This is a genomic window from Janthinobacterium sp. LM6, assembly GCF_002002885.1.
Taxonomy (GTDB): Bacteria; Pseudomonadota; Gammaproteobacteria; order Burkholderiales; family Burkholderiaceae_D; genus Janthinobacterium; species Janthinobacterium kumbetense.
The window spans coordinates 4,907,361-4,931,387 of the sequence record NZ_CP019510.1; the positions used below are offsets into that span (position 1 = coordinate 4,907,361).

Annotated in this window: 10 protein-coding genes and 1 tRNA gene; 3 read left to right on the plus strand and 8 right to left on the minus strand. The window is 64.8% G+C overall.

The features are described 5' to 3' along the window. Positions 1 to 26: 26 nt before the first annotated feature. On the minus strand, positions 27 to 6,698 hold the full coding sequence (locus BZG29_RS21575; protein ID WP_077407437.1) for an IPT/TIG domain-containing protein: 6,672 nt from the start codon (positions 6,696 to 6,698) through the stop codon (positions 27 to 29). 566 nt (positions 6,699 to 7,264) lie between these two features. On the opposite strand from BZG29_RS21575, the gene BZG29_RS21580 reads away from it, so the two are divergent. The 3 genes from BZG29_RS21580 to BZG29_RS21590 are packed head-to-tail and all read left to right on the plus strand — an operon-like array spanning position 7,265 to position 8,914. Further along, entirely contained in the window at positions 7,265 to 7,768 is a 504-nt protein-coding gene (locus BZG29_RS21580; RefSeq protein WP_253192669.1) for a tail fiber protein, read from the plus strand. Positions 7,769 to 7,798: 30 nt separating this feature from the next. Beyond that, entirely contained in the window at positions 7,799 to 8,332 is a 534-nt protein-coding gene (locus tag BZG29_RS21585) for a tail fiber protein (RefSeq protein ID WP_077407439.1), read from the plus strand. A 48-nt stretch (positions 8,333 to 8,380) separates the two neighbouring features. Beyond that, positions 8,381 to 8,914, plus strand: a complete 534-nt coding sequence (locus BZG29_RS21590) for a tail fiber protein (RefSeq protein WP_077407441.1) — start codon at positions 8,381 to 8,383, stop codon at positions 8,912 to 8,914. Between the two features lie 65 nt (positions 8,915 to 8,979). Here BZG29_RS21590 and BZG29_RS21595 read toward each other — a convergent pair whose 3' ends face one another. The 7 genes from BZG29_RS21595 to BZG29_RS21625 form a co-directional block, all read right to left on the minus strand. Beyond that, the gene (locus BZG29_RS21595) at positions 8,980 to 9,273 is read right to left on the minus strand and encodes a hypothetical protein (RefSeq protein WP_230542479.1); all 294 of its coding nucleotides are present in this window, start codon (positions 9,271 to 9,273) and stop codon (positions 8,980 to 8,982) included. Positions 9,274 to 9,439: 166 nt separating this feature from the next. Then, positions 9,440 to 15,598: a putative Ig domain-containing protein gene (locus tag BZG29_RS21600; protein ID WP_171985087.1), complete on the minus strand. Its 6,159-nt coding sequence runs from the start codon at positions 15,596 to 15,598 to the stop codon at positions 9,440 to 9,442. Between the two features lie 714 nt (positions 15,599 to 16,312). Next, positions 16,313 to 18,325: a S9 family peptidase gene (locus BZG29_RS21605; protein ID WP_077407445.1), complete on the minus strand. Its 2,013-nt coding sequence runs from the start codon at positions 18,323 to 18,325 to the stop codon at positions 16,313 to 16,315. A gap of 230 nt (positions 18,326 to 18,555) precedes the next feature. Continuing rightward, positions 18,556 to 18,632: transfer RNA gene (locus BZG29_RS21610), tRNA-Pro, on the minus strand. A gap of 102 nt (positions 18,633 to 18,734) precedes the next feature. After that, positions 18,735 to 19,349, minus strand: coding sequence for a TetR/AcrR family transcriptional regulator (locus BZG29_RS21615; RefSeq protein ID WP_077407447.1), 615 nt, complete (start codon positions 19,347 to 19,349; stop codon positions 18,735 to 18,737). A gap of 62 nt (positions 19,350 to 19,411) precedes the next feature. Then, positions 19,412 to 20,860 carry an AdeC/AdeK/OprM family multidrug efflux complex outer membrane factor gene (gene adeC / locus BZG29_RS21620; RefSeq protein WP_077407449.1) on the minus strand — a complete coding sequence of 483 codons (1,449 nt, stop codon included), beginning with the start codon at positions 20,858 to 20,860 and terminating at the stop codon, positions 19,412 to 19,414. A 1-nt stretch (position 20,861) separates the two neighbouring features. Beyond that, positions 20,862 to 24,026, minus strand: coding sequence for an efflux RND transporter permease subunit (locus BZG29_RS21625; RefSeq protein ID WP_077407451.1), 3,165 nt, complete (start codon positions 24,024 to 24,026; stop codon positions 20,862 to 20,864). Position 24,027 lies beyond the last annotated feature (1 nt).

Sequence of the window (24,027 nt, forward strand, 5' to 3'; positions counted from 1 at the left end):
TCAGGGCTAGCCTGAAGGCTGACTGATTACCTGAGCGGCATGGCGATGCCGAACATCACCGACTGGGTACGTCCGCTATCGATGTTCAGATTGCTGTTGTAGTCCAGCGTGATGGTCATGCCGTTCGACAGCAGCAGCTTGACGCCCAGGCCCGCCGTCCAGTTGCCCGTCTGCTGCGGCACCGTGCGGATCACGTACACGGGACCGTCGGCCACCAGGTCGGCATACGCCAGGCGCGCATCGTCGGCACCCTGGAACTGGTGGCGGTACTCGAGCCGCGCGCGCGGGAACCACGTGCCCAGGCCACCGACATAGATGCCCTCGGCCCGCACGCCCAGCGCGCCGATGCGCGAACGCACCGTTTGCTTGAAGTAGCTCAGGGCGTTGATGCCCGCCGCCTTCTCCGTGTACGGATCGAGCTTGGCCGACATCAGTTCCACCCGGCCATACGGCGACCACATCCAGGTTTCCTGGCGCATCTCGATACCGCCCACCAACGCGCCGAACACTTGCTTGCCATCGCGTTCGCCCGTGGCGAAACCGCTGCCATCGGTCAGGTAGCGCGAGGCGTCGTATTGCAGGGTGCCGTAGCCGAGCACGCCGTCCAGGAAGACGCCCTTGCTCGGACGCAAGCTGCCATACACGGCCGCCACGGCGCTGTCGGCCGTGCTGCGGCTGCCGTTCTGGCCCACGTCGCTGCGGTCATGGCTGAAACCGGCGCCCACGCCCAGGGTCGCCAGGTCGCTGAGGCGGTAATCGCCGCCCACGCTGACACCATTCGTGCGGAAGCGGAAGCCCGTGTCGCGGCCATTCACATAGTGCTGGCCGAAGTCCACCGCGCCACCGAGCCACAGAGATAACGCCTGTTTCTGCGTGTCGGGCTTCTGCGGCATGTCCGGCAAGCCCTGCGTGGCGCCGCTGACATCGGCCTGTTGCCGGTCGCTGCTGAAACCGGCATCGGCCTGGCGCAGGGACGCCTTGCGCATGAACGGTTTCACGGCCGTGCCGAACACGCGGTCCGCTTCCTGTTCCTGCCAGCGCGCCAGCGCCGCCGTCGGATTGCCGCTGTCGTTCGGCGGCGTCAGGCTCAGGCCAAAGCTGGACCGTCCCCAGCCATCGCCATGCAGGCTTTCCAGGCGCTGCGTGAAGTTCGACAGCTGCGCCGTGGCGAAGCGCCGCGCCGCATCGGCTTGCGCCGCTTGCAAGCCGATCACTTCCGGATCGAGCGACGGATCGCGCCGCGCCGTCACGGTGACGTTCACCACGCCCGGCTTCGAAGTGGCATACGCATTGCTCAGGGTGTAGCTGACGACGGCCGCGCCGGCAAACTTGCCCGAGGCCGCAAAGCTCAGCTGGTACGACGGCTTGCCGGCCGTGCCCACGTCGCGCACCACTGCCTTGCCCGCCTCGGCCGGCGCCACGCTCAGCACATTCGCCGCCGTGAACGGGCCGCCCGTGGCGCCCGCCGTCAGGTCCACATTGACCGTCAGGCCGGCCACCACCGTGGCGCTCTGGCTGGCCACCTGCGGCATCGGATTGACGGAAATCGTCGACGTCACCGGCGCCGAGGTGCCGAACACGTTCGACACGGTGTAGCCGATGCTGATGTCGCCGCTGGTGTTGATGCCCGGCGTGTAGACGATGTCCATGCCATTGACGACTGCCGTGCCGCTGGCCGGCTGCGTGGTGATGGCCACCGCCGTGAACGGGCCGCCGGTGGCGCCCTGCGTCACCTGCAGGGTCACCGGCGTGCCGGCCAGTACCGTCGCCGTCTTGGCGACAGGCACCGGCACCGGCTGCGGCGCCACCGTCACGCTGACCGTGGCCGGCGCGGACGTGCCGCCCGGACCCGTCGCCGTGTAGCTGAAGCTGTCCGGACCGAAGTAGTTGGCATTCGGCACATACGTCACCTTGAAACTCGCACCGGCGACGGCGCGCGCCATGCGCGCCGAGGCACCGCTCGAGACCACCGTGACGCGCCCGTGCTGCGGCGGCGTGACGATGGTCACATCGGTGATCGGGCTGCCATCCGTGGAAGCGATGGTCAGGCTCACTTCCTGGTTGGCCGAGGTGGTCGCCGTTTCATTGGGCACCGGCGGCGGCGCCTGGTTCACCTGCAGGGTCAGCGCCTGCTGCACCGTGAACTGGTGCGCGTCCTTCGCCTGCAAGGTAAAGGCGAAGCTGCCGAACGCGGTCGGCGTGCCGCTGACGATGCCGCTCGCCGCATCGAGCGCCAGGCCGGTCGGCAAGGCCCCGCTAATCAGGGAGTACACGTAAGGCGCGACGCCGCCGGTGGCCGTGAACTGCTGGCTATACGCGTCGCCCGCGCGGATCGCCGCCAAACTGGCCGGCGTCAGAGTCAGGGTGGGCGCAGCTACCGTCAGCGTGTAGTTTTTGCTGAGGCTGAATGGCGCCCCCACGCCCGTGCTGCTGTCGGTGACCTTGATGCTGAACGGGAAACTGCCCGCCGCATTCGTCGTGCCGGACAGCACGCCCGTAGCCGTATTCAGGCTCAGGCCCACGGGCAAGGTGCCCACTACGGCATAGCTGTACGGCACCGTGCCGCCCGTCCCCGTCAGGGTCGTGCTGTAGGCCGCTTCCGCCGTCGGATTGGGCAAGCTGGCCGGGTTCAACGCCAGTACCGCCGAAGCGACGGACAGCGTGTAGCTCTTCGTCCCCGTGAATTGACGCGAATCCGTCACTTGCACCACCAGCGCAAAATCGCCAGCCGCCGTGGGCGTGCCGCTCAATACGCCGCTGGCGTTCGAGCTCATGCCGGCAGGCAGGCTGCCCGTTATCGCGAACGTGTAAGGACCGACTCCGCCGCTGGCCGTCAGTTGCTGGCTGTACGCGGTGGCAACGGTTGCCGCCGGCAAGCTGGCCGGGGTGACGCCGATGGCCGAGGTCACGGTCAAGGTATACGTTTGCGTTGCCTGGGTATTGACCCCGGCGACCGCGGCTTGCGTCGCGGTGATGGTGCTGGTGCCGGCGCTGACCGGAGTGATGACGCCCGTGCCGCTGACAGTCGCCACGCCCGCGTTCGAGCTGGTATAGCTCAAGGCGCCATAACTGCCGCCCGTCAGGCTGGATGTCGCTGCATTGCTGAAGTTATTGCCCAATGGAACGGATGCCGCGGTCGGTGTCGCAAACGTGATGACACCGGTCGGGATATACGTAAATTGGTCCGCCGCGCCGCTGGCGCTGGTGCCGCCAACCGTGGTCACCTTCACGTCCACCACGCCCGAGCTGCCCGATGGACTCGTGGCCGTGATCTGCGTGGCGCCGTTGACGACAAAGCTGCCGGCATTGGCGCCGCCGAATCGCACTGCCGTGGCACCTGTAAAGCCGGTACCGGTGATGACCACGCTGGTGCCGCCGGCGACGGGGCCGAAGGCAGGTGTAATGCCGCTGACTGTCGGCGCCACCACGTAGGTGAACTGGTCCGACGCGCTGGTGGCACTCGTGCCGCCGATGGTGGTGACGCGCACGTCCACCGTGCCGGCACCAGCTGGCGCCGTCGCCGTGATCTGCGTGGCGCTGTTGACGGTGAAACTCGTCGCCGCCGTGCCGCCAAACGTCACTGCCGTCGCGCCGCCAAGGCCCGCTCCGCTGATAACGACACTGCTGCCGCCCGTCGTTGGACCCGAGGCCGGGGAAATACCGCTCACCACCGGTGCGCCCACATACGTGAACTGGTCGTTCGCGCTGGTGGCGCTGGTGCCACCTGTGGTGGTGATGCGCACGTCCACCGTGCCCGTGCCGGCTGGCGCCGTCGCCGTGATCTGCGTGGCGCTATTGACGGTAAAGCCCGTCGCTGCCGTGCCGCCGAACGTCACCGCCGTCGCGCCAGTGAAATTCGTGCCGCTGATGGTGAGCGTGGTGCCGCCAGTAACCGGGCCGGAGGTGGGCGAAATGCTGCTCACCACCGGTGCGGCCACGTACGTAAATTGGTCCGCCGCGCTGGTGGCGCTGGTGCCGCCGATGGTCGTGACGCGCACATCCACCGTGCCCGTGCCGGCTGGCGCCGTCGCCGTGATCTGCGTGGCGCTGTTGACGGTAAAGCCCGTGGCGCCGGTAGCTCCGAACGTCACCGCCGTCGCACCAGTGAAATTCGTGCCGCTGATGGTGACCGTGCTCCCCCCCGCAGCGGGACCGGCCGTGGGTGAAATGCTGCTCACCACCGGTGCGCCCACATACGTGAACTGGTCGTTCGCGCTGGTGGCGCTGGTGCCACCTGTGGTGGTGATGCGCACGTCCACCGTGCCCGTGCCGGCTGGCGCCGTCGCCGTGATCTGCGTGGCGCTGTTGACCGTAAAGCCCATCGCTGCCGTAGCGCCGAAGGTCACCGCCGTCGCGCCACTGAAATTCGTGCCGCTGATGGTGACCGTGCTGCCGCCGGCAGCCGGGCCGGAGGTGGGCGAAATGCTGCTCACCACCGGTGCCGCCACGTACGTAAATTGGTCCGCCGCGCTGGTGGCGCTGGTGCCACCGATGGTGGTGACGCGCACGTCCACCGTGCCCGCGCCGGCTGGCGCAGTGGCCGTGATCTGCGTGGCGCTGTTGACCGTAAAGCCCGTCGCTGCCGTGGCGCCGAACGTCACCGCCGTCGCGCCACTGAAATTCGTGCCGCTGATGGTGACCGTGCTGCCGCCGGCAGCCGGGCCGGCCGTGGGCGAAATGCTGCTCACCGCCGGTGCAACTACATAGGTGAATTGATCGGCCGCGCTGGTGGCGCTGGTGCCGCCGATGGTCGTGACGCGCACGTCCACCGTGCCCGCGCCGGCTGGCGCCGTCGCCGTGATCTGCGTGGCGCTGTTGACCGTAAAGCCCGTCGCTGCCGTGGCGCCGAAAGTCACCGCCGTCGCGCCACTGAAATTCGTGCCGCTGATGGTGACCGTAGTACCGCCAGCGATGGGGCCTGCCGTCGGCGACAGGCTCGTCACCGTCGGCACCGCCACGTAGGTAAATTGATCGGCCGCGCTGGTGGCGCTGGTGCCGCCGGTGGTGGTGATGCGCACATCCACCGTGCCCGTGCCGGCTGGCGCCGTCGCCGTGATCTGCGTGGCGCTGTTGACCGTAAAGCCCGTCGCTGCCGTGGCGCCGAAAGTCACCGCCGTCGCGCCACTGAAATTCGTGCCGCTGATGGTGACCGTGGTGCCGCCAACAGCCGGGCCGGAGGTGGGCGAAATGCTGCTCACCACCGGTGCCGCCACGTACGTAAATTGGTCCGCCGCGCTGGTGGCGCTGGTGCCGCCGATGGTGGTGACGCGCACGTCCACCGTGCCCGCGCCGGCTGGCGCCGTGGCCGTGATCTGCGTGGCGCTGTTGACCGTGTAGCCGGTCGCCGCCGTGGCGCCGAAGGTCACCGCCGTCGTGGTGGAAAAGTTCGTGCCACTGATGACGACCGTGGCGCCGCCGCCTGCCGGCCCCGCAGTGGGCGAAATGCTTGTCACTGTCGGCGCTGCCACAAAGGTAAATTGGTCAGCGGCGCTGGTGGCGCTGGTGCCACCCACGGTGGTGATGCGCACATCCACCGTGCCGGAACCGGCTGGCGCCGTGGCCGTGATCTGCGTGGCGCTGTTGACCGTAAAGCCAGTCGCGGCCGTGGCGCCGAAGGTCACGGCTGTAGCGCCGGTAAAGCGCGTGCCGGTGATGGTGACCGTGGTACCGCCAGTGGTGGGACCCGCGGTCGGCGAAATGCTCGTCACAATTGGCGCGCCGACATAGGTAAATTGATCGGCCGCGCTGGTGGTACTACCGCCGCCGGCAGTCGTGACGGTCACGTCCACCGTGCCTGCGCTGCCCGCTGGCGCCGTCGCCGTGATCTGCGTGGCGCTGTTGACCGTAAAGCCGCTGGCATTGGTGGCGCCGAACTTCACTGCCGTCGCACCCGTCAAATTGGTACCGGTGATAATCACGCTGGTGCCACCACCGGTGGGGCCTGCCGTCGGCGAGATGCCGGTCACGGTCGGCGGCGGGGTGGCGTTGATCACCATGGAGTAGCTTCTGGACGTGTTGTACGGTCCGTTGCCGCCAGTGACATCCGTCGATTTGATCACGAAGTTGAAGGTACCCAGGCTGCCCGGCGTGCCCGAAACCAGGCCGCTGCTCGACAAGGTCAGGCCCGGCGGCAAGCTGCCCGATTCCACCACGTAAGTGTAGGGCGCGGTGCCATTCGAAGTGGACATCTGCTGGCTGTAGGGCGTCGACAATCCTCCCGCCGACAGGACCGTGGGCGTGATGGACAAGATTGGTATGGCGATCGACACGGAATAGTTCTTGGTGACGGTCAGCGGCGTGCCTGCCGTCGAATCAGTCACCTTGACGCCGAACACATAGGCGCCGGTCGCCGTCACGGTGCCGGAAATTACGCCGCTCGTTGACACGGTGATGCCAGGTGGCAAGGTTCCAGTATCCAGCGCGTAGGTATAGGGAGCCACGCCACCGCTCGCCGACATGGCCTGGCTGTACGGCACGCCAATCACGGGTGCCGTCAAACCGGCCGGCGACACGCTAAAGGCTGCCGCGGGAGGCAGGACAGTCACCGTGAAAGTCACGGCCTTGCTGTCCTCGTCCCACAGAACAAAGCTGTCGGACAAGGCCCCGTCGCCATTATTAATATAGGTCGCAATACCGGTACCGTTACCGACGAGGCCGGTAATCATGCCGTGCTGCGCGCCGGGGATATTTTCCGTCAAGCCAAATTCGCTACAGTCAGACAAATCAATCACATAGGGGGCTCCTGATGCGACGGTAAAACTTCTCTGATTGGGAATACATTTCGTGCTTGGATCACCCGGATCCGCCTGTGCAGGACCTGCGACGAGTCCCAGCATCACCAGGCACAGCGAAGCGAACCAGTGCACGAAAAGGCCCGAGACTGGCGACCTGTCAGCGGCACGGTTTGGCATTCGTCGCTGGTTCCCAACAAAAAAAGAACGCAGGAAAGAAAATACCGAGCGGGCGACGACACCGTTGCAAGTACGCAACATAGTTTCTCCAATACAGAATTTTTCAGACAAAAAAGAACGTGATTTCAGGCCGTCAGCAAGGTCCATTCCGAGCTCTTCTACAGTGCCAACAGATGTTGACGCTTGCCATATGACAACGTATGCTACCCCGAGATTTCAATAAAGTAACTATAACAAAAAGGGTTTTTTAAAACGCAATATTGATTGCAAATGGAAAATATTGCTCATTTGAAATTTAATGACATTCCAACCGTGGGAGAACGATGATGGCTGATGTGTATCTAGGACAAATCATGATGGGCGGTTTCAATTTTGCGCCGCGTGGCTTTGCAGCATGTAACGGGCAATTGCTGCCAGTTGCGCAGAATCAGGCGCTGTTCGCACTGTTGGGCACCTATTACGGCGGCAATGGCAGTACCACCTTTGCCTTGCCTAACTTGCAAGGCAGTACCCCTGTCGGTGCAGGCAGTTCGGTGGATGGTTCCTGGCAACCCACGCCCTATCAGATCGGCGCGCGCGCGGGGGTCGAGGCTGTCACCTTGATATCGACCGAGATGCCACAGCACACGCATGCGGCCAATACGGTGACCACGCCCGGCACTTCGAAAAACCCCACGAATACCCTGTTTGGCGGCAGCGGCGCGGAATTCATCTACGGTTCGGCGGGCCCGCAAGTCACCCTCTCCAGCAAGACCCTGGCGTTGACCGGCGGCAACCAGGCGCATAACAATATGCAGCCGTTCTCGGTCATCAACTTCAATATCGCCTTGAGCGGTATCTTCCCGTCGCGCAACTAACGAATCAGCCACTTCTTACGGAGCATAGTCATGACCACACCCTATGTCGGCGAAATTCGCCTGTTTGCCTTTCCCCGCATTCCCAGCGGCTGGTTCGCCTGCGACGGCAGCCTGAAACCGATCGCCAATAATGAAGTGCTGTACACCCTGCTGGGCACCACCTACGGCGGCGACGGCGTCAACACTTTTGCCGTGCCCGACTTGCGCGGCCAGGTTCCCCTGCATATGGGTACCGGTCCCGGCCTGAGCAACCGGCCCCTGGGGCAACGAAGCGGCAGCGAATCCGTGACCCTGCTGGCCACCCAGCTTCCTTCGCATACGCACCCGTACAATGTGAACAGCACCCTGGCGACGGCGAATGTGCCGGCGGCCAACCTGCTGCTGACTGCCCCGTCGAATAACGACAAGATGTACACGAGCGATCTGACCGGGCTGACCGCCTATGCACTGGCAACCACCGCCACGGGCGCGACAGGCGGCAACCTGCCGCACGAGAACACCATGCCAACCCTGACAGCGTCATTTTGCATCGCATGGGCAGGCATTTTCCCATCGCAGCAATAACAGCCAGCAAGCTAGCGCAGCCCATAAAATCGATCAGGAGAACCTACCGTGACAACACCATACCTTGGCGAGATACAAGTCTTCGGCTTCAATTTCACACCCTACGGGTGGGCCAGCTGCAATGGCGCCACCCTGCAGATCCAGCAACATGCCGCGCTGTTTTCCTTGATCGGCACGCAGTATGGCGGCAATGGAACCACCACCTTCCAGCTGCCCAACTTCACGGGACGCGCGCCCTGCAGCCAGGGACAAGCACCGAACCTGACGCCGCGCGTGATGGGCGAGACCTTCGGCACCAACAGTGTCGCATTGAACGTCACGGAAATCCCGAACCACACCCATCAACTCACTGTGTACCGCCAGCCCACCGCCGCCCTGCAGCACAACATACCGCTCGCTGGCGATGGCTTGATTGCGCTTGGCGGCACGTCCGCATTCGTGCCGGCGACGACGCCCAATGTCACGCTGGCCCCGGCGGCGATCGGTACCGCTGGCGGCGGCCAGCCGCACGAAAACCGCCAGCCGTTGCTAGCGGTCAATTTCTGCATCTCCCTGCAAGGCGAATTCCCCTCATTTGATTAAGCTTGCTTGATCCAGGCAGGCGGCGCCATCGCGGCGCCCGCCTTGCCCTTCTCCCCGCACTGGCCTCAGTTAAACACTGCCTGGTACAGAAAGCCGTGGCTGTCTCGCGCCACCGGCACCAGAAAGATACCCACCTCGCCCAACGCTTCATGCTGCATCTGGAAGATTTTCTGGTTGAACAGGATGGGCGAGCTATTGTGAAACAACAGGCTGAACGGCTTGCGCATCAAGCCCTCCAGGGTCGCTGACGGCAGCGGGCGCACTTCCTTCAGGACAAAGGCGGCATTCCCGTCAGCGGCCGCAACAAACGTCTCGTTGACGCGCGCGGCAAAATGTTCGAGGGTCAGGACATTCATCATTCCAGGTATTCCATTCCGTAAGCAGTGTGGTCAAGACGATGCCTGATTCTAATGGAATCATTGCCGCCCTGGCACGGCAATGACATGAAAAACCAGCCGCCACATGCGCCACGGGGCGGGAGCAAGCTGCTCCCGCCCCATGGCGTCACTTCCTTGAATTGCAGGCCTACCTGAGCGGCATGGCGATGCCGAACATCACCGACTGGCTACGTCCGCTATCGATGTTCAGATTGCTGTTGTAGTCCAAGGTGATGGTCATGCCGTTCGACAGCAGCAGCTTGACGCCCAGCCCCGCCGTCCAGTTGCCCGTCTGCTGCGGCACCGTGCGGATCACATACACGGGACCGTCGGCCACCAGGTCGGCATACGCCAGGCGCGCATCGTCGGCACCCTGGAACTGGTGGCGGTACTCGAGCCGCGCGCGCGGGAACCACGTGCCCAGGCCACCGACATAAATGCCCTCGGCCCGCACGCCCAGCGCGCCGATGCGCGAACGCACCGTTTGCTTGAAGTAGCTCAGGGCGTTGATGCCCGCCGCCTTCTCCGTGTACGGATCGAGCTTGGCCGACATCAGTTCTACCCGGCCATACGGCGACCACATCCAGGTTTCCTGGCGCATCTCGATACCGCCCACCAGCGCGCCGAACACTTGCTTGCCGTCGCGTTCGCCCGTGGCAAAGCCGCTGCCATCGGTGAGGTAGCGCGACGCGTCGTATTGCAGGGTGCCGTAGCCGAGCACGCCGTCCAGGAAGACGCCCTTGCTCGGACGCAAGCTGCCATACACGGCCGCCACGGCGCTGTCGGCCGTGCTGCGGCTGCCGTTCTGGCCCACGTCGCTGCGGTCATGGCTGAAACCGGCGCCCACGCCCAGGGTCGCCAGGTCGCTCAAGCGGTAATCGCCGCCCACGCTCACGCCATTCGTGCGGAAGCGGAAGCCCGTGTCGCGGCCATTCACATAATGCTGGCCGAAGTCCACCGCGCCACCGAGCCACAGAGATAACGCCTGTTTCTGCGTGTCGGGCTTTTGCGGCATGTCCGGCAAGCCCTGCGTGGCGCCGCTGACATCGGCCTGTTGCCGGTCGCTGCTGAAACCCGTATCAGGCTGGCGCAGGGACGCCTTGCGCATGAACGGTTTCACGGCGGTGCCGAACACGCGGTCCGCTTCCTGTTCCTGCCAGCGCGCCAGCGCCGCCGTCGGGTTGCCGCTGTCGTTCGGCGGCGTCAGGCTCAGGCCAAAGTTCGACCGTCCCCAGCCATCGCCATGCAGGCTTTCCAGGCGCTGCGTGAAGTTCGCCAGTTGCGCCGTGGCGAAGCGCCGCGCCGCATCGGCTTGCGCCGCTTGCAAGCCGATCACTTCCGGATCGAGCGACGGATCGCGCCGCGCCGTCACCGTCACGTTGACCACGCCCGGCTTCGAGGTGGCAAAGGCATTGCTCAGGGTGTAGCTGACGACGGCCGCGCCGGCAAACTTGCCCGAGGCCGCAAAGCTCAGCTGGTACGACGGCTTGCCGGCCGTGCCCACGTCGCGCACCACTGCCTTGCCCGCCTCGGCCGGCGCCACGCTCAGCACATTGGCCGCCGTGAACGGGCCGCCCGTGGCACCCGCCGTCAGGTCCACATTGACCGTCAGGCCGGCCACCACCGTGGCGCTCTGGCTGGCCACCTGCGGCATCGGATTGACGGAAATCGTCGACGTCACCGGCGCCGAGGTGCCGAACACGTTCGACACGGTGTAGCCGATGCTGATGTCGCCGCTGGTGTTGATGCCTGGTGTGTAGACGATGTCCATGCCATTGACCACTGCCGTGCCGCTGGCCGGCTGCGTGGTGATGGCCACCGCCGTGAACGGGCCGCCGGTGGCGCCCTGCGTCACGTTCAACGTCACCGGCGTGCCGGCCAGTACCGTCGCCGTCTTGGCGACAGGCACCGGCACCGGCTGCGGCGCCACCGTCACGCTGACCGTGGCCGGCGCGGACGTGCCGCCCGGACCCGTCGCCGTGTAGCTGAAGGCGTCCGGACCGAAATAATTGGCATTCGGCACATACGTCACCTTGAAACTCGCCCCGGCGACGGCGCGCGCCATGCGCGCCGAGGCACCGCTCGAGACCACCGTGACGCGCCCGTGCTGCGGCGGCGTGACGATGGTCACGTCCGTGATCGGGCTGCCATCCGTAGAAGCGATGGTCAGGCTCACTTCCTGGTTGGCCGAGGTGGTCGCCGTTTCATTGGGCACCGGCGGCGGCGCCTGGTTCACCTGCAGGGTCAGCGCTTGCTGCACCGTGAACTGGTGCGCGTCCTTCGCCTGCAAGGTAAAGGCGAAGCTGCCGAACGCGGTCGGCGTGCCGCTGACGATGCCGCTCGCCGCATCGAGCGCCAGGCCGGTCGGCAAGGCGCCGCTGCTGACCGAATACGCATACGGCGCGACGCCGCCGGCGGCCGTGAACTGCTGGCTGTAGGCATCACCGGCGCGTATCGGCGCCAGGCTGCCAGGGGCCAGGCTCAGGGTCGGTGCCGCAACTGTCACGACATAGCTGTTGGTCGCGCTGAATGGCGCGCCCAAGCCCGTGCTGCTGTCGCTGGCGCGCAGACTGAAGGTGAAGCTGCCCGCCACATTCGTCGTACCCGAGACCACACCGGTGGCCGCATTCAGGCTCAGACCGGCAGGCAGGCTACCGCTGCTGACACTGAATGCGTATGGCGCCGTGCCGCCCGCTGCCGTCAGCGTTGCAGTGTAAACTGCTTCCGCCGTTGGATTAGGCAAGGTGGCCGGCGTCAGGCTGACCGTCGGCATGCCCACGGTAATGCTCACAGTAACCGGCGCCGACGTTCCGCTGCCATTCGTGGCCGTGTAGGTGAAGCTGTCAGCACCGGCATAACCTGCCGTCGGCGTATAGCTGATGCTGGTGCCGCTGGCCGTCGCCGTGCCATGCGAGGCGGCGGACGCCACCGTCACCGACGTTGCAGCACCGCCGCTCAGGTTCAGGGGGATCGGGTTGGCGCTGCTGCCGTAGGCCACGGTGGCGGTGACGGCGCCGGCAACAGGCACGGCGATCACCACCGTGCCGGAATAGGCACGCGCCCCCGTATAGGGACCGGTACCGGTGCTGCTGTCGGTGGCCGTGACGGTAAAGCTGTAGGCAGCTGCGGCCGTCGGCGTGCCGGACAGGGTGCCGTCCGGCGCCAGACTCAGGCCCGTCGGCAGGCTGCCGGCAGTGACGGCATAGCTGTACGCTGCCGTCCCGCCTGTGGCGGTGATGGCTTGGCTGAAAGCGACATCGGCCGTCATCGCCGGCAGGGTCGTCGGCGCGACGCCGAGCGTCGGTGCAGCCACCGTCAGCGAGTAAGCACGCGCGCCGGAATACGGGCCGCTGCCCGTCGAACTGTCCGTGGCCCGCACAGTAAAGTTGAAGACGCCGCCCGCCGTCGGCGTGCCCGACAGCACACCGCCGTTGGACAGGCTCAGGCCCGCCGGCAAGGCGCCGGCGCTGACCGCGTAGGTGTATGGCGCTGCACCGTTCGCCGCACTCACATTCTGGCTGTAGGCCGCGCCAACGGTGGCTGCCGGCACGGTGGAGGGCGCAATCGTCACGGTGGGCCCACCGACCGTGACCGTCACGGTGGCCGGCGCCGAGGTGCCCACGCCGTTGCTGGCCGTGTAGGTAAAGCTGTCGCTGCCGCCATAACCTGCCGTCGGCGTGTAGGTGATGCTGGTGCCGCTGGCCGTCGCCGTGCCGTGCAGTGCGGCGGAGGCCACCGCCACCGACGTCGCCGCGCCGCCGCTCAGGTTCAGGGTGACCGGATTGGCGCTGCTGCCGTAAGCCACTGTGGCGCTGACGGCGCCGGCAATGGGAGCACCGGCCGCCACCGTGACGGAATAGGCGCGCGAACCCGTATAAGGAGCACCCGTGCCGGCACTGCTGTCGGTGGCCGTGACGGTGAAGTTGTACGGCCCCGCTGCCGTCGGCGTGCCGGACAAGGTGCCGTCCGGCGCCAGGCTCAGGCCCGTCGGCAGGCTGCCGCCGGTGATGGCATAGCTGTAGGTGGCCGTGCCGCCGCTGGCGGTGATGTTCTGGCTGTAGGCGACGCCGGCCGTCATCGCAGGCAAGACCGATGGCGCCACCGTGATCGTCGGCCCGGCAACCGTCATCGAGTAGGCGCGCGCGCCGGCATACGGGCCGCTGCCCGCCGAACTGTCCGTGGCGCGCACGGTAAAGTTGAAGACGCCGCCTGCCGTCGGCGTGCCCGACAGCACACCGCCGCTGGACAGGCTCAGGCCCGCCGGCAAGGCGCCGGCGCTGATCACATACGCGTACGGCGCCATGCCGTTCGCGGCCGTCACGTTCTGGCTGTAAGCCGCCCCGACGGTTGCTGCGGGCACGGTACTTGGCGCAATCGTGATGGTGGGCCCGCTCACCGTGATCGTCACGGTGGCCGGCGCCGAGGTGCCCACGCCGTTGCTGGCCGTGTAGGTAAAGCTGTCCGGTCCGCCATAACCTGCCGTCGGCGTGTAGGTGATGCTGGTGCCGCTGGCCGTCGCCGTGCCGTGCAGGGCGCCGGACGACACCGCCACTGACGTTGCCGCGCCGCCGCTCAGGTTCAGGGTGATCGGATTGGCGCTGCTGCCGTAGGCTACCGTGACGCTGACGGCGCCGGCAACGGGTGCACCTGCCGCCACCGTGACGGAGTACGCGCGCGAACCCGTGTAGGGCCCGCTGCCGGTGCTGCTGTCGGTGGCGGTAACGGTGAAGTTGTACGGCCCCGCCGCCGTCGGCGTGCCGGACAGGGTGCCGTCCGGCGCCAGGCTCAGGCCCGTCGGCAGGCTGCCAGCGGTGATGGCATAGCTATGTGGCGCCGTGCCGCCGCTGGCGGTGATGTTCTGACTGTAGGCGACACCGGCCGTCATCGCAGGCAAGACCGATGGCGCCACCGTGATCGTCGGCCCGGCAACCGTCATCGAGTAGGCGCGCGCGCCGGCATACGGGCCGCTGCCCGCCGAACTGTCCGTGGCGCGCACGGTAAAGTTGAAAACGCCGCCTGCCGTCGGCGTGCCCGACAGCACACCGCCGCTGGACAGGCTCAGGCCCGCCGGCAAGGCGCCGGCGCTGATCACATACGCGTACGGCGCCATGCCGTTCGCGGCCGTCACGTTCTGGCTGTAAGCCGCCCCGACGGTTGCTGCGGGCACGGTACTTGGCGCAATCGTGATGGTGGGCCCGCTCACCGTGATCGTCACGGTGGCCGGCGCCGAGGTGCCCACGCCGTTGCTGGCCGTGTAGGTAAAGCTGTCCGGTCCGCCATAACCTGCCGTCGGCGTGTAGGTGATGCTGGTGCCGCTGGCCGTCGCCGTGCCGTGCAGGGCGCCGGACGACACCGCCACTGACGTTGCCGCGCCGCCGCTCAGGTTCAGGGTGATCGGATTGGCGCTGCTGCCGTAGGCTACCGTGACGCTGACGGCGCCGGCAACGGGTGCACCTGCCGCCACCGTGACGGAGTACGCGCGCGAACCCGCGTAGGGGCCGCTGCCGGTGCTGCTGTCGGTGGCGGTAACGGTGAAGTTGAATGGCCCCGCCGCCGTCGGCGTGCCCGACAGGGTGCCGTCCGGCGCCAGGCTCAGGCCCGTCGGCAGGCTGCCGCCGGTGATGGCATAAGTATATGACGCCGTGCCGTTCGCCGCGGTAATGCCCTGGCTGTAGGCGACGCCGGCCGTCATGGCCGGCATGACCGTCGGCGCCAGCGTGATCGTTGGCGCATTGACCGTCAGCGTGTACGCGCGCGTGCCATTGGCGGCCAGCGAGTCCGTGGCGCGCACGGTGAAATTGAAGGTGCCGCCAGCCGTCGGCGTGCCCGACAGGCTGCCTGCGCCGGACAGGCTCATGCCTGCAGGCAGGCTGCCAGCCGTGATTGCGTAAGTGTAAGGCGCCGCGCCGCCCGTCGCGCTCAGGGTCGTCGTCGCGTAAGCCTGGGCCACCGTGCCATTCGGCACAGTCGCAGGCGACAGCGCGATGGCGGATGTGATCGTGACGTTGTAGACGATGGGCTGCCCCACATCATCCCTGATGGTAAACGTGTCCGATGTCGCGCTGAGATTGGTATTCCGGTAGCGCACGGCATTCGTGACATTCGAATCTTCCAGCGTGCCATGCTGCGGCGGCACCAGGGTGCCCGTCAGGCCGAAGGGGGAGCAAGCCGAATTGAGATAACTCTCGTAATACTCATCTCCCGCCACCACAGTGATGGCGCGCGGGCTCGGGCAGGCACTGGCGGCGGAAGCCTGGTACGAACAGAGGGACAGCAAGACAAACAGCAGAGTTCCCGCCAGGCGCATCAGCCACGATCGCGCCAGAGTCTGGGCAGTCGGTGTTCTGACAATAAGGCAATCAACACTCTGGACAGGCGTGATTAGCCATCCAAATTTCGTGAAATTTAGAAACATTTGTCTTCCCTCGATACATTTATCTTGGCGCTGGGCCTGGTACTGATAACGGTCATGGCAAACCTGCACGCCGATGACAACGACCGTCAACAGGACTGAAGATGGCTTTCCAGCATGATTGAACCTTGCTTTAAGTCAATCTATGCTACTACGGCTTACAAAGAAAGCAACTATAAAATATTATCAAATAAGGAAGTTTTTTAATGAAAATCAATTATTGCTAAAAGAATGTATTTATTTAACAACAAATATAGAAAAGAAAGCAGCATGGAAGGCTATATTGACCAACTCGCCATCAGCCATGCGGATCCGGTATCACGCTAGTTCGCATAGGCAGCAGCAGGGGCTTGCCGCCCATTTTCCCTGTCGGGTACGCTCGATGCGCCGACAGGAAGCCAGCTTTGCATGGGGGAATTCGGCGGTGCATGCCTGCCGCTTCATCGGCAGTAGCCGCATCGAATGCGGCCTCGCCCACCCGCCATCAGTTGTATGCACGCCACGCCGGAAGCTGTCACCTTGCAAGCCACCCGCGCGGAATTTCTTGTCAGCGGGCAGCATGGACTGCCCGGCAGCTTGCCCGGCAGGCCATGCCACGTGCTGGCAGCGTTACTGCATTGCCTGCTTCAAGCCCGGCGCGAACTCGGCGCCATGCTTGACCTGCGCGGTGGAGGCCTTCAGCGTGGTGCCGATCGGCTCGGCGCGGCCCGTCAGGCATTGACCCAGGAAGTTTTCCGTCACCGCATTGAAGGCGATGTTGTTCACGGGCCGGGCAAAGCCATGGCCTTCGTCGGGGAACAGCACGTAGGTGACGGGGATATTTTTCGCCGCCATGGCCGCCACGATCTGGTCCGATTCGGCCACGTTGACGCGCGGGTCGTTCGCGCCCTGGCCGATCAGCAGCGGGCGCTGGATATTCTGCGCAAAGTTCAGCGGCGAACGCTCCTTCAGCAGCGCCTTGCCCTCTTCCGTCGTCGGGTCGCCCATGCGCTTGTAAAACTGCTGCTTGCCCGCTTCCCAGTACGGCGGGATGGTTTGCAGCAGGGTAAACAGGTTCGACGGGCCGACGATGTCGACGCCGCAGGCAAACGTCGTCGGCGTGAACGCCATGCCGGCCAGGGTGGCGTAGCCGCCATACGAGCCGCCCATGATGGCCACCTTGTCGGCCGTCGTCACGCCGCTCTGCACCGCCCATTGCACGGCGTCGAGCAAGTCGTCATGCATCTTGCGGCCCCACTGCAGGTCGCCGGCCGAGATGAATTGCTTGCCGAAGCCCGTCGAGCCCCGGTAATTCACGGACAGCACCGCATAGCCGCGGTTGGCCAGCCATTGATGGTAGCTGTTATAGCCATAGGTATCGCGCGCCCACGGGCCGCCATGCACCAGCAGAACCATCGGCACCGCCTGCGACGGCACGCCGCCGGCGCCCGCCTTCGATGCCTGCGGCAAGGTCAGATAGGAGACCAGGGTCAGGCCGTCGCGCGCCTTGATTTGCTGCGGATACATGGGCACCAATGGCGCGCCTTCCAGCTCGGGCCGCGTCACGTACAGCTGCGTGAGCTTTTTGCTCTTGCGGTCGTACAGCCAGCTCGAGGCCGGCGCCGTGACGGCATCGACGCCCACCAGCCATTTGTCATCGGCGTCCGTGCGCGACGTCACGTTGAACTGGCCCTTGGCATGCTTCTTCAGGAAGGCCAGGTCGGCCTTCAGCTCATCCGTCAGCGGCAGGTATTCGTGCTGCAGATAGTCGACGGAATACGCCTGCACCCTGCCTGTGCGCGTGTCGTACAGCGCGTCGGAAATGTCGGCGCGCGGGTCTTGCGCCACCACCGTGGTCTTGCCGCTGGCCACGTCCTGCGCCAGCAGCGCCGAAGTATTGCGGCCGCGCGAATCGGTCCAGTACAAGGTCTTGCCATCGACCGTAAAGCCCAGCGGCGACGTCGTCTGCGCATCTTCCAGGCCGACCTCGGCCAGCGGCGTGCTCTCGGCCTTGCCGTCCGTTATGCGGAAGTACTGCATGCCGCCATCGGCGCGCGCCTTGCTGGCGATGCGCACGTTGAGCAGCTCATCGGCCACATAGCCGCCATAGCCATCGTTCTGCAGCACCAGGGTCAGCTTGCCGCTGGCCAGGTCCAGGCTGTACACGTCGTGCCAGCGCGCATCGCGGTTATTGATGCCGATCAAAATGCGATCCTTCACCTTACTGCTGATCTGGACGATGCGCACGCGGGTCTTCTCGAACGGCGTGTAGTTGATCTGCTTGCCGCTCACGACATTCACGCCGTACAGCAGGAAGTTTTCATCGCCGCCCTTGTCCTGGATGAACAGCAGGGTTGTCGAATCGGGCGACCAGAAGCTGCTGCGGATGGGCCGCACCTTTTCTTCCGTCAGCGGGCGCGCCTGCGCCGGATTGCTGGCCGGCGCCACCCACACATTGAGCACGCCGTCGCGCGGCGCGATCCACGACAGCCACTTGCCATCCGGGCTGATGCGCCCGCCGGACTTGCTGGGATTGCCAAACAGCTTGGCACGCTCGATCAGCGGCGTGTCATTGACAGGAGCTTGGGCGTGCGCCGGCAGAGCGCTGGCGAACAACAGGACAGGCAGGACATAGCGAATCATGGACACCTCATGGTTGATGAATGAAGGGAAATTTCACACGTGCATGTGCCAGCACATCATAGGCCAAAGCCATATTGCCATGTTGACTACGCGACAGGGGACGAAAATCGGGGGACAGAATGGTGGAAAAAGGGGATGGAATGCACGGCGAATGATGCATGCCGTCATGGCGATGGCCGGCAGAAAAGAAAAAGGCCACTCCGAAGAGTGGCCTAAGTCCTTGAATCTAATGGTCGGGGCGAGAAGATTCGAACTTCCGACCCCATGCACCCCATGCATGTACGCTACCAGGCTGCGCTACGCCCCGACGAGGTGGGAATTATAGCAGAGGCTTTTAGGTTTTTGCCATGCTTTGCGCATGATTCATATCGAACTGCGCAAACTTTTTTGCATGGCCCTGGCAAGCGGCCTATTCGTTCAGCAGCAGCGCCGTCAGGACGATGCGGAAGCCGGCGATCAGCGGCTCGACTTTCACGTCCGGATTGTGAATGAAGCGCACGGGCAAGCCTTGGTACATGGCGACCAGCGCATTCAGGCGGCCTTGCAGCATCTCTTCATCGGCCGGCAAGCCGCGCTTGATGCGCGCATCGCGGATGATGGAGAGAAACAGCTGGCGCGAGCGCTGGTCCGAGCATTGCAGCATGTCGGCGATCACCGGATTGCGCGATGCTTCGGCGAAGATTTCCAGCGGCATCATCCACGTTGTCGGGTCCAGCGCTTCGAGCACATGCTCGCCCGCATTGTCGATCACGGCCTGCAGCGGATCTTCGCGCTGCGCCAGGTCCTGCATCAGGTTCGACACCCGCTCCGTATTCTGCATGACGAAGGCGGCAATGATCGCATCCTTGCTGTCAAAATAATTATAGATATGGCCCGCGCTCATGCCGGCCGCTTTCGAGATCTCGGCCATGCTGGCGCCGTGAAAGCCGCGGCGGCTGAAACAGCTTTCGGCCGCATCGAGCACCTGCTTGCGCCGCGTGTTGGCGCGCTCGGGATCCGGATGCTTCTTTTCAACTTGGTTCATGATTTTCCAGTAGCGCGCCGGCCCTGCCCTTGCGGGCAAGGCCGGCGTCGGCGTCCCCGTGATTATTGGACGCCGCCAGCCGCCGCGACGGCTGTCTGCTCAGGCTGCCAACCGCCGCCCAGCACCTTGTACAAGGTCACCAGGTTGGTCGATTTGGCCAGGCGCGCCGTGATCAGGCTTTGCTGCGCCGTGTACAGCGCGCGCTGGGCCACCAGGGCGTTCAGGTAGGACTCGGCGCCCTGCTTGTAGCGCGCGTCGTGGATGGTGTAGCTCTTCGTCGACGCCTCGACCAGCGAGACCTGCGATTGCAGGCGCTCGTCGATGGTGCCGCGCTGGGCCAGCGCATCGGACACTTCGCGGAAGGCGACCTGAATCGCCTTTTCGTATTGCGCCACGGAAATTTCACGCTGCACCTTGGCGATATCGAGGTTGGCGCGGTTCACGCCGCCATCGAAGATCGGCAAGCTGATCTGCGGAATAAAGCTCCACGTGCCGCTGCCCGCCTTGAACAGGCCCGACAGGTTGTCGCTGACCGAACCGGCCGTGGCCGTCAGCGAAATGCGCGGGAAGAACGCCGCGCGCGCCGCGCCGATGTTGGCGTTGGCAGCGCGCAAGGTGCGCTCGGCCGCCAGCACGTCGGGACGGCGTTGCAGCACGTCCGACGGCACGCCGGACGGAATGTCCGCCAGGGCCGTCACGGCGCCGAACTCGGCTGGCGGCAGCAGGTCGGCCGGCACGGGGCCGCCCACCAGCAGGACAAGCGCGTTTTGATCCAGCGCAACCTGGCTCGTGAAGACCGCCACGTCGGAACGGGCCGACTCGACGCTGGTCTGGGCATCGTACTTGTCCAGGCCGGAAGTCGCACCGGCACTGAAGCGGCGCACGGCCAGGTCATACGACGACTGCTGGCTCTTCAGGGTGTCCTGCGCCACGCGCAGGCGCTGCTGGTCGGCCACCAGGTTCAGATAGGTACTGGCCACTTCGGCCACCAGGCTGATCTGCTGTGCGCGGCGGGCTTCTTCCGTGCCCAGGTATTGCTCCAGCGCACTGTCGGACAGGCTGCGCACGCGGCCGAAGAAGTCCAGCTCATAAGCCGATACGCCCAGGTTCGCCGTGTACTGGCGGTTGATGGACGCTTCGCCCGTCGGGCTGGCGTTTTTCGAAATGCGCGTGGCCGACTGGCCGCCGGACGCCGACAGGGTCGGGATCAGCGCGGCGCGTTCGATGCCGTAGGTGGCGCGCGCCTTCTCGATGTTGAGGATCGAGACGCGCAGGTCGCGGTTGTTGGCCAGCGCCAGTTCCAGTACCTGGCGCAGGCGCGCATCGGCAAAGAACTCGCGCCAGGCGACGTCCGCCACCGGCTTGGCATCGGCGGCGGCCGTGTCGGCCTTGTAGGAAGGGCCCGTTGGCCAGCTCGTGGGCGCCGGCGCTGCCGGACGCTCGTACGTGGGAGCCAGGCTGCAACCGGCCAGCAAGGCCAGCGCCGCCATGGAGAGTAGCGATTTTTTCATATTAATGTGCATCCTTGGAAAGCGTGACGGCTGGCGAACCAGGCGTCGCCGGCGTGGCGGGTGCGTCCGGCTTCGAGAAGAAGCCGCGCACCAGCACGAAGAACACCGGCACGAAGAAGATACCGAGGAAGGTGGCCGTCAACATACCGCCCAGCACGCCGATACCGATGGCGTTCTGGCTGCCGGAACCGGCGCCGCTGGAAATAGCCAGTGGCAACACGCCCAGGCCGAAGGCAATCGAGGTCATCAGAATCGGACGCAGACGCAGACGCACCGCATGCAAGGTCGCGTCCAGCAGCGACATGCCCGATTCCTGCATTTCCTTGGCGAATTCGACGATCAGAATCGCATTCTTCGCCGACAGGCCCACCACCGTGAGCAAGCCCACCTGGAAGTACACGTCGTTCGACAGGCCGAAGAACCAGGTGCCCAGCACGGCGCCGATCACGCCCAGCGGTACCACCAGCAGCACGGAGAACGGAATCGACCAGCTTTCATACAGCGCGGCCAGGCACAGGAACACGATCAGCAGGGACAGCGCGTACAGCTGCGGCGTCTGCGAACCGGATTCGCGCTCTTCCAGCGATACGCCGGTCCAGCTGAAGCCGATGCCAGGCGGCAACTTGGCCACCATCTCTTCCATCGCGTTCATGGCGGCGCCCGTGCTTTGGCCCGGCGCCGGCGTACCCAGGATCTCTACCGACGGCAAGCCGTTGTAGCGTTCCAGGCGTGGCGACGCGTAAATCCACTTGCCGGTGGCGAAGGCCGAGAACGGCACCATCTGGCCAGCGGTATTGCGCACGAACCACTTGTTCAAGTCTTCCGGCAGCATGCGCGAACTGGCGTCACCCTGGATGAACACTTTCTTCACGCGGCCACGGTCGAGGAAATCGTTCACATATGAACTACCCCAGCCGACGCTCAGCACGCGGTTGATTTCCGATATCTGCAAGCCCAGCGCGGTAGCTTTCTGCTGGTCGATGTCGATCTTGTACTGCGGCGTATCTTCCTGGCCGTTCGGGCGCACGCCGACCATGGCCGGATTTTGCGACGCCATGCCCAGCAACTGGTTACGCGCCGCCATCAGGGCGTCATGGCCGACACCGCCGATATCCTGCAGCTGCATGTCGAAACCGGTGGCGTTACCCAGCTCCAGCACGGCAGGCGGTGCAAACGTAAACACCATCGCATCCTTGATCTGCAACAACTTGCCCATGGCGCGACCGGCCACGGCCGGCGCTTTTTGCGCCACGTCCTTGCGCAGCGACCAGTCTTTCAGGCGCACGAAGGCGATACCCGTATTCTGGCCGTTACCGCCGAAGCTGAAACCGGCGACGGCAAACACGGAAGCGACGTTGTCTTTCTCGCTGTTCATGAAGTGGTCTTCGACCTGTTCGATCACTTTCAGGGTGCGCTCTTGCGTGGCGCCCGTCGGCAATTGAATCTGCGTAAACAGGATGCCCTGGTCTTCTTCCGGCAGGAAGGAGGTCGGCAGGCGCATGAAGACGAACACCAGGCCGGCCAGCAACAGCACATACAACAGCATCGAGCGGGCGCGGTGGCGGATCATGCTGCCGACCAGGCCCTGGTACTTGTTGCTGCTGCTATCGAAGCTGCGGTTGAACCAGCCGAAGAAGCCCTTGTTCGTCGCGTGATGGCCCTTTTCGACCGGTTTGAGCAGGGTGGCGCACAGCGCTGGCGTAAACACCAGCGCGACGACGACGGACAGCACCATCGACGACACGATCGTGATCGAGAACTGGCGGTAAATCACGCCCGTCGAACCGCCGAAGAAGGCCATCGGCACGAACACGGCCGACAGCACCATGGCGATACCGACCAGCGCGCCCGTGATCTGCGTCATGGACTTGCGCGTCGCTTCCAGCGGCGACAAGCCCTCTTCGCTCATCACGCGCTCGACGTTTTCCACCACCACGATGGCATCGTCGACCAGCAGACCGATGGCCAGCACCATGGCGAACATGGTCAGCGTATTGATCGAATAGCCGAAGGCGTTCAGGATGCCGAAGGTACCCAGCAGCACGACCGGCACGGCCATGGTCGGAATCAGGGTGGCGCGGAAATTCTGCAGGAACAGATACATCACCAGGAACACCAGGATGACCGCTTCGACCAGGGTTTTGACCACTTCTTCGATGGACAGTTTCACGAACGGGGTCGTGTCGAACGCCACCTGGTAGCTCATGCCTTCAGGAAATTGCTTGCTCAGGTTGCCCAGCATGGCTTTCGCCGCGTTGGCCGTGTCGAGCGCGTTGGCGCCCGTCGCCAGCTTGATCGCCACGCCGGTTGCCGCATGGCCGTTGTAGCGGGCCACGGTGTTGTAGTTCTCGCGGCCCAGTTCCATGCTGGCCACGTCCTTCAGGTACACCATGGCGCCGTTGGTCGTGGTTTTCAGCAAGATGGCGCCGAACTGCTCTACCGTTTGCAGACGGCTTTGCGCCGACACGGTGGCGTTCAGCTGCTGGCCCTTGATGGACGGCGTGCCGCCCAGTTCGCCGGCCGACACTTCCGCATTCTGTGCCTGCACGGCCGTGATCACGTCCGCCGGGGTCAGATTAAAACTTTGCAGCTTGGCCGGATTGAGCCAGATGCGCATCGCGTACTGCGAACCGAACAGTGTCACGTCGCCCACGCCGGGCACGCGGCTCAGCGGATCGACGACGTTGGCGGCCACATAGTCGCTCAAGTCGGTCTGGTCCATCTTGCCGTTTTCGGAAATGAAGCCGAACACCATCAGGAAGTTCTTCGTGGCTTTCGACACGACCAGGCCTTGCTGCGTGACAGCCGTCGGCAGCAGCGGCGTGGCCAGCTGCAGCTTGTTCTGTACTTGCACTTGAGCAATATCAGGATTGGTGCCGCTGGTAAACGTCAAGGTGATGCTGATGCCGCCAGTGGCATCGCTCGACGAGGCCATGTAGCGCAAGCCGTCGATACCCTTCATCTTTTGTTCGATGACCTGGGTAACGGCGTCTTCCACGGTCTTGGCGGAGGCGCCAGGGTAGGAGCCGCTGATCGAAATCGACGGCGGAGCAATGCTCGGGTACTGCGCGATCGGCAGGCTGAGGATCGAAATCACGCCGGCAAGCATGATGACGATCGCGACCACCCAGGCAAAAATCGGGCGGTCAATGAAAAAACGGGCCATT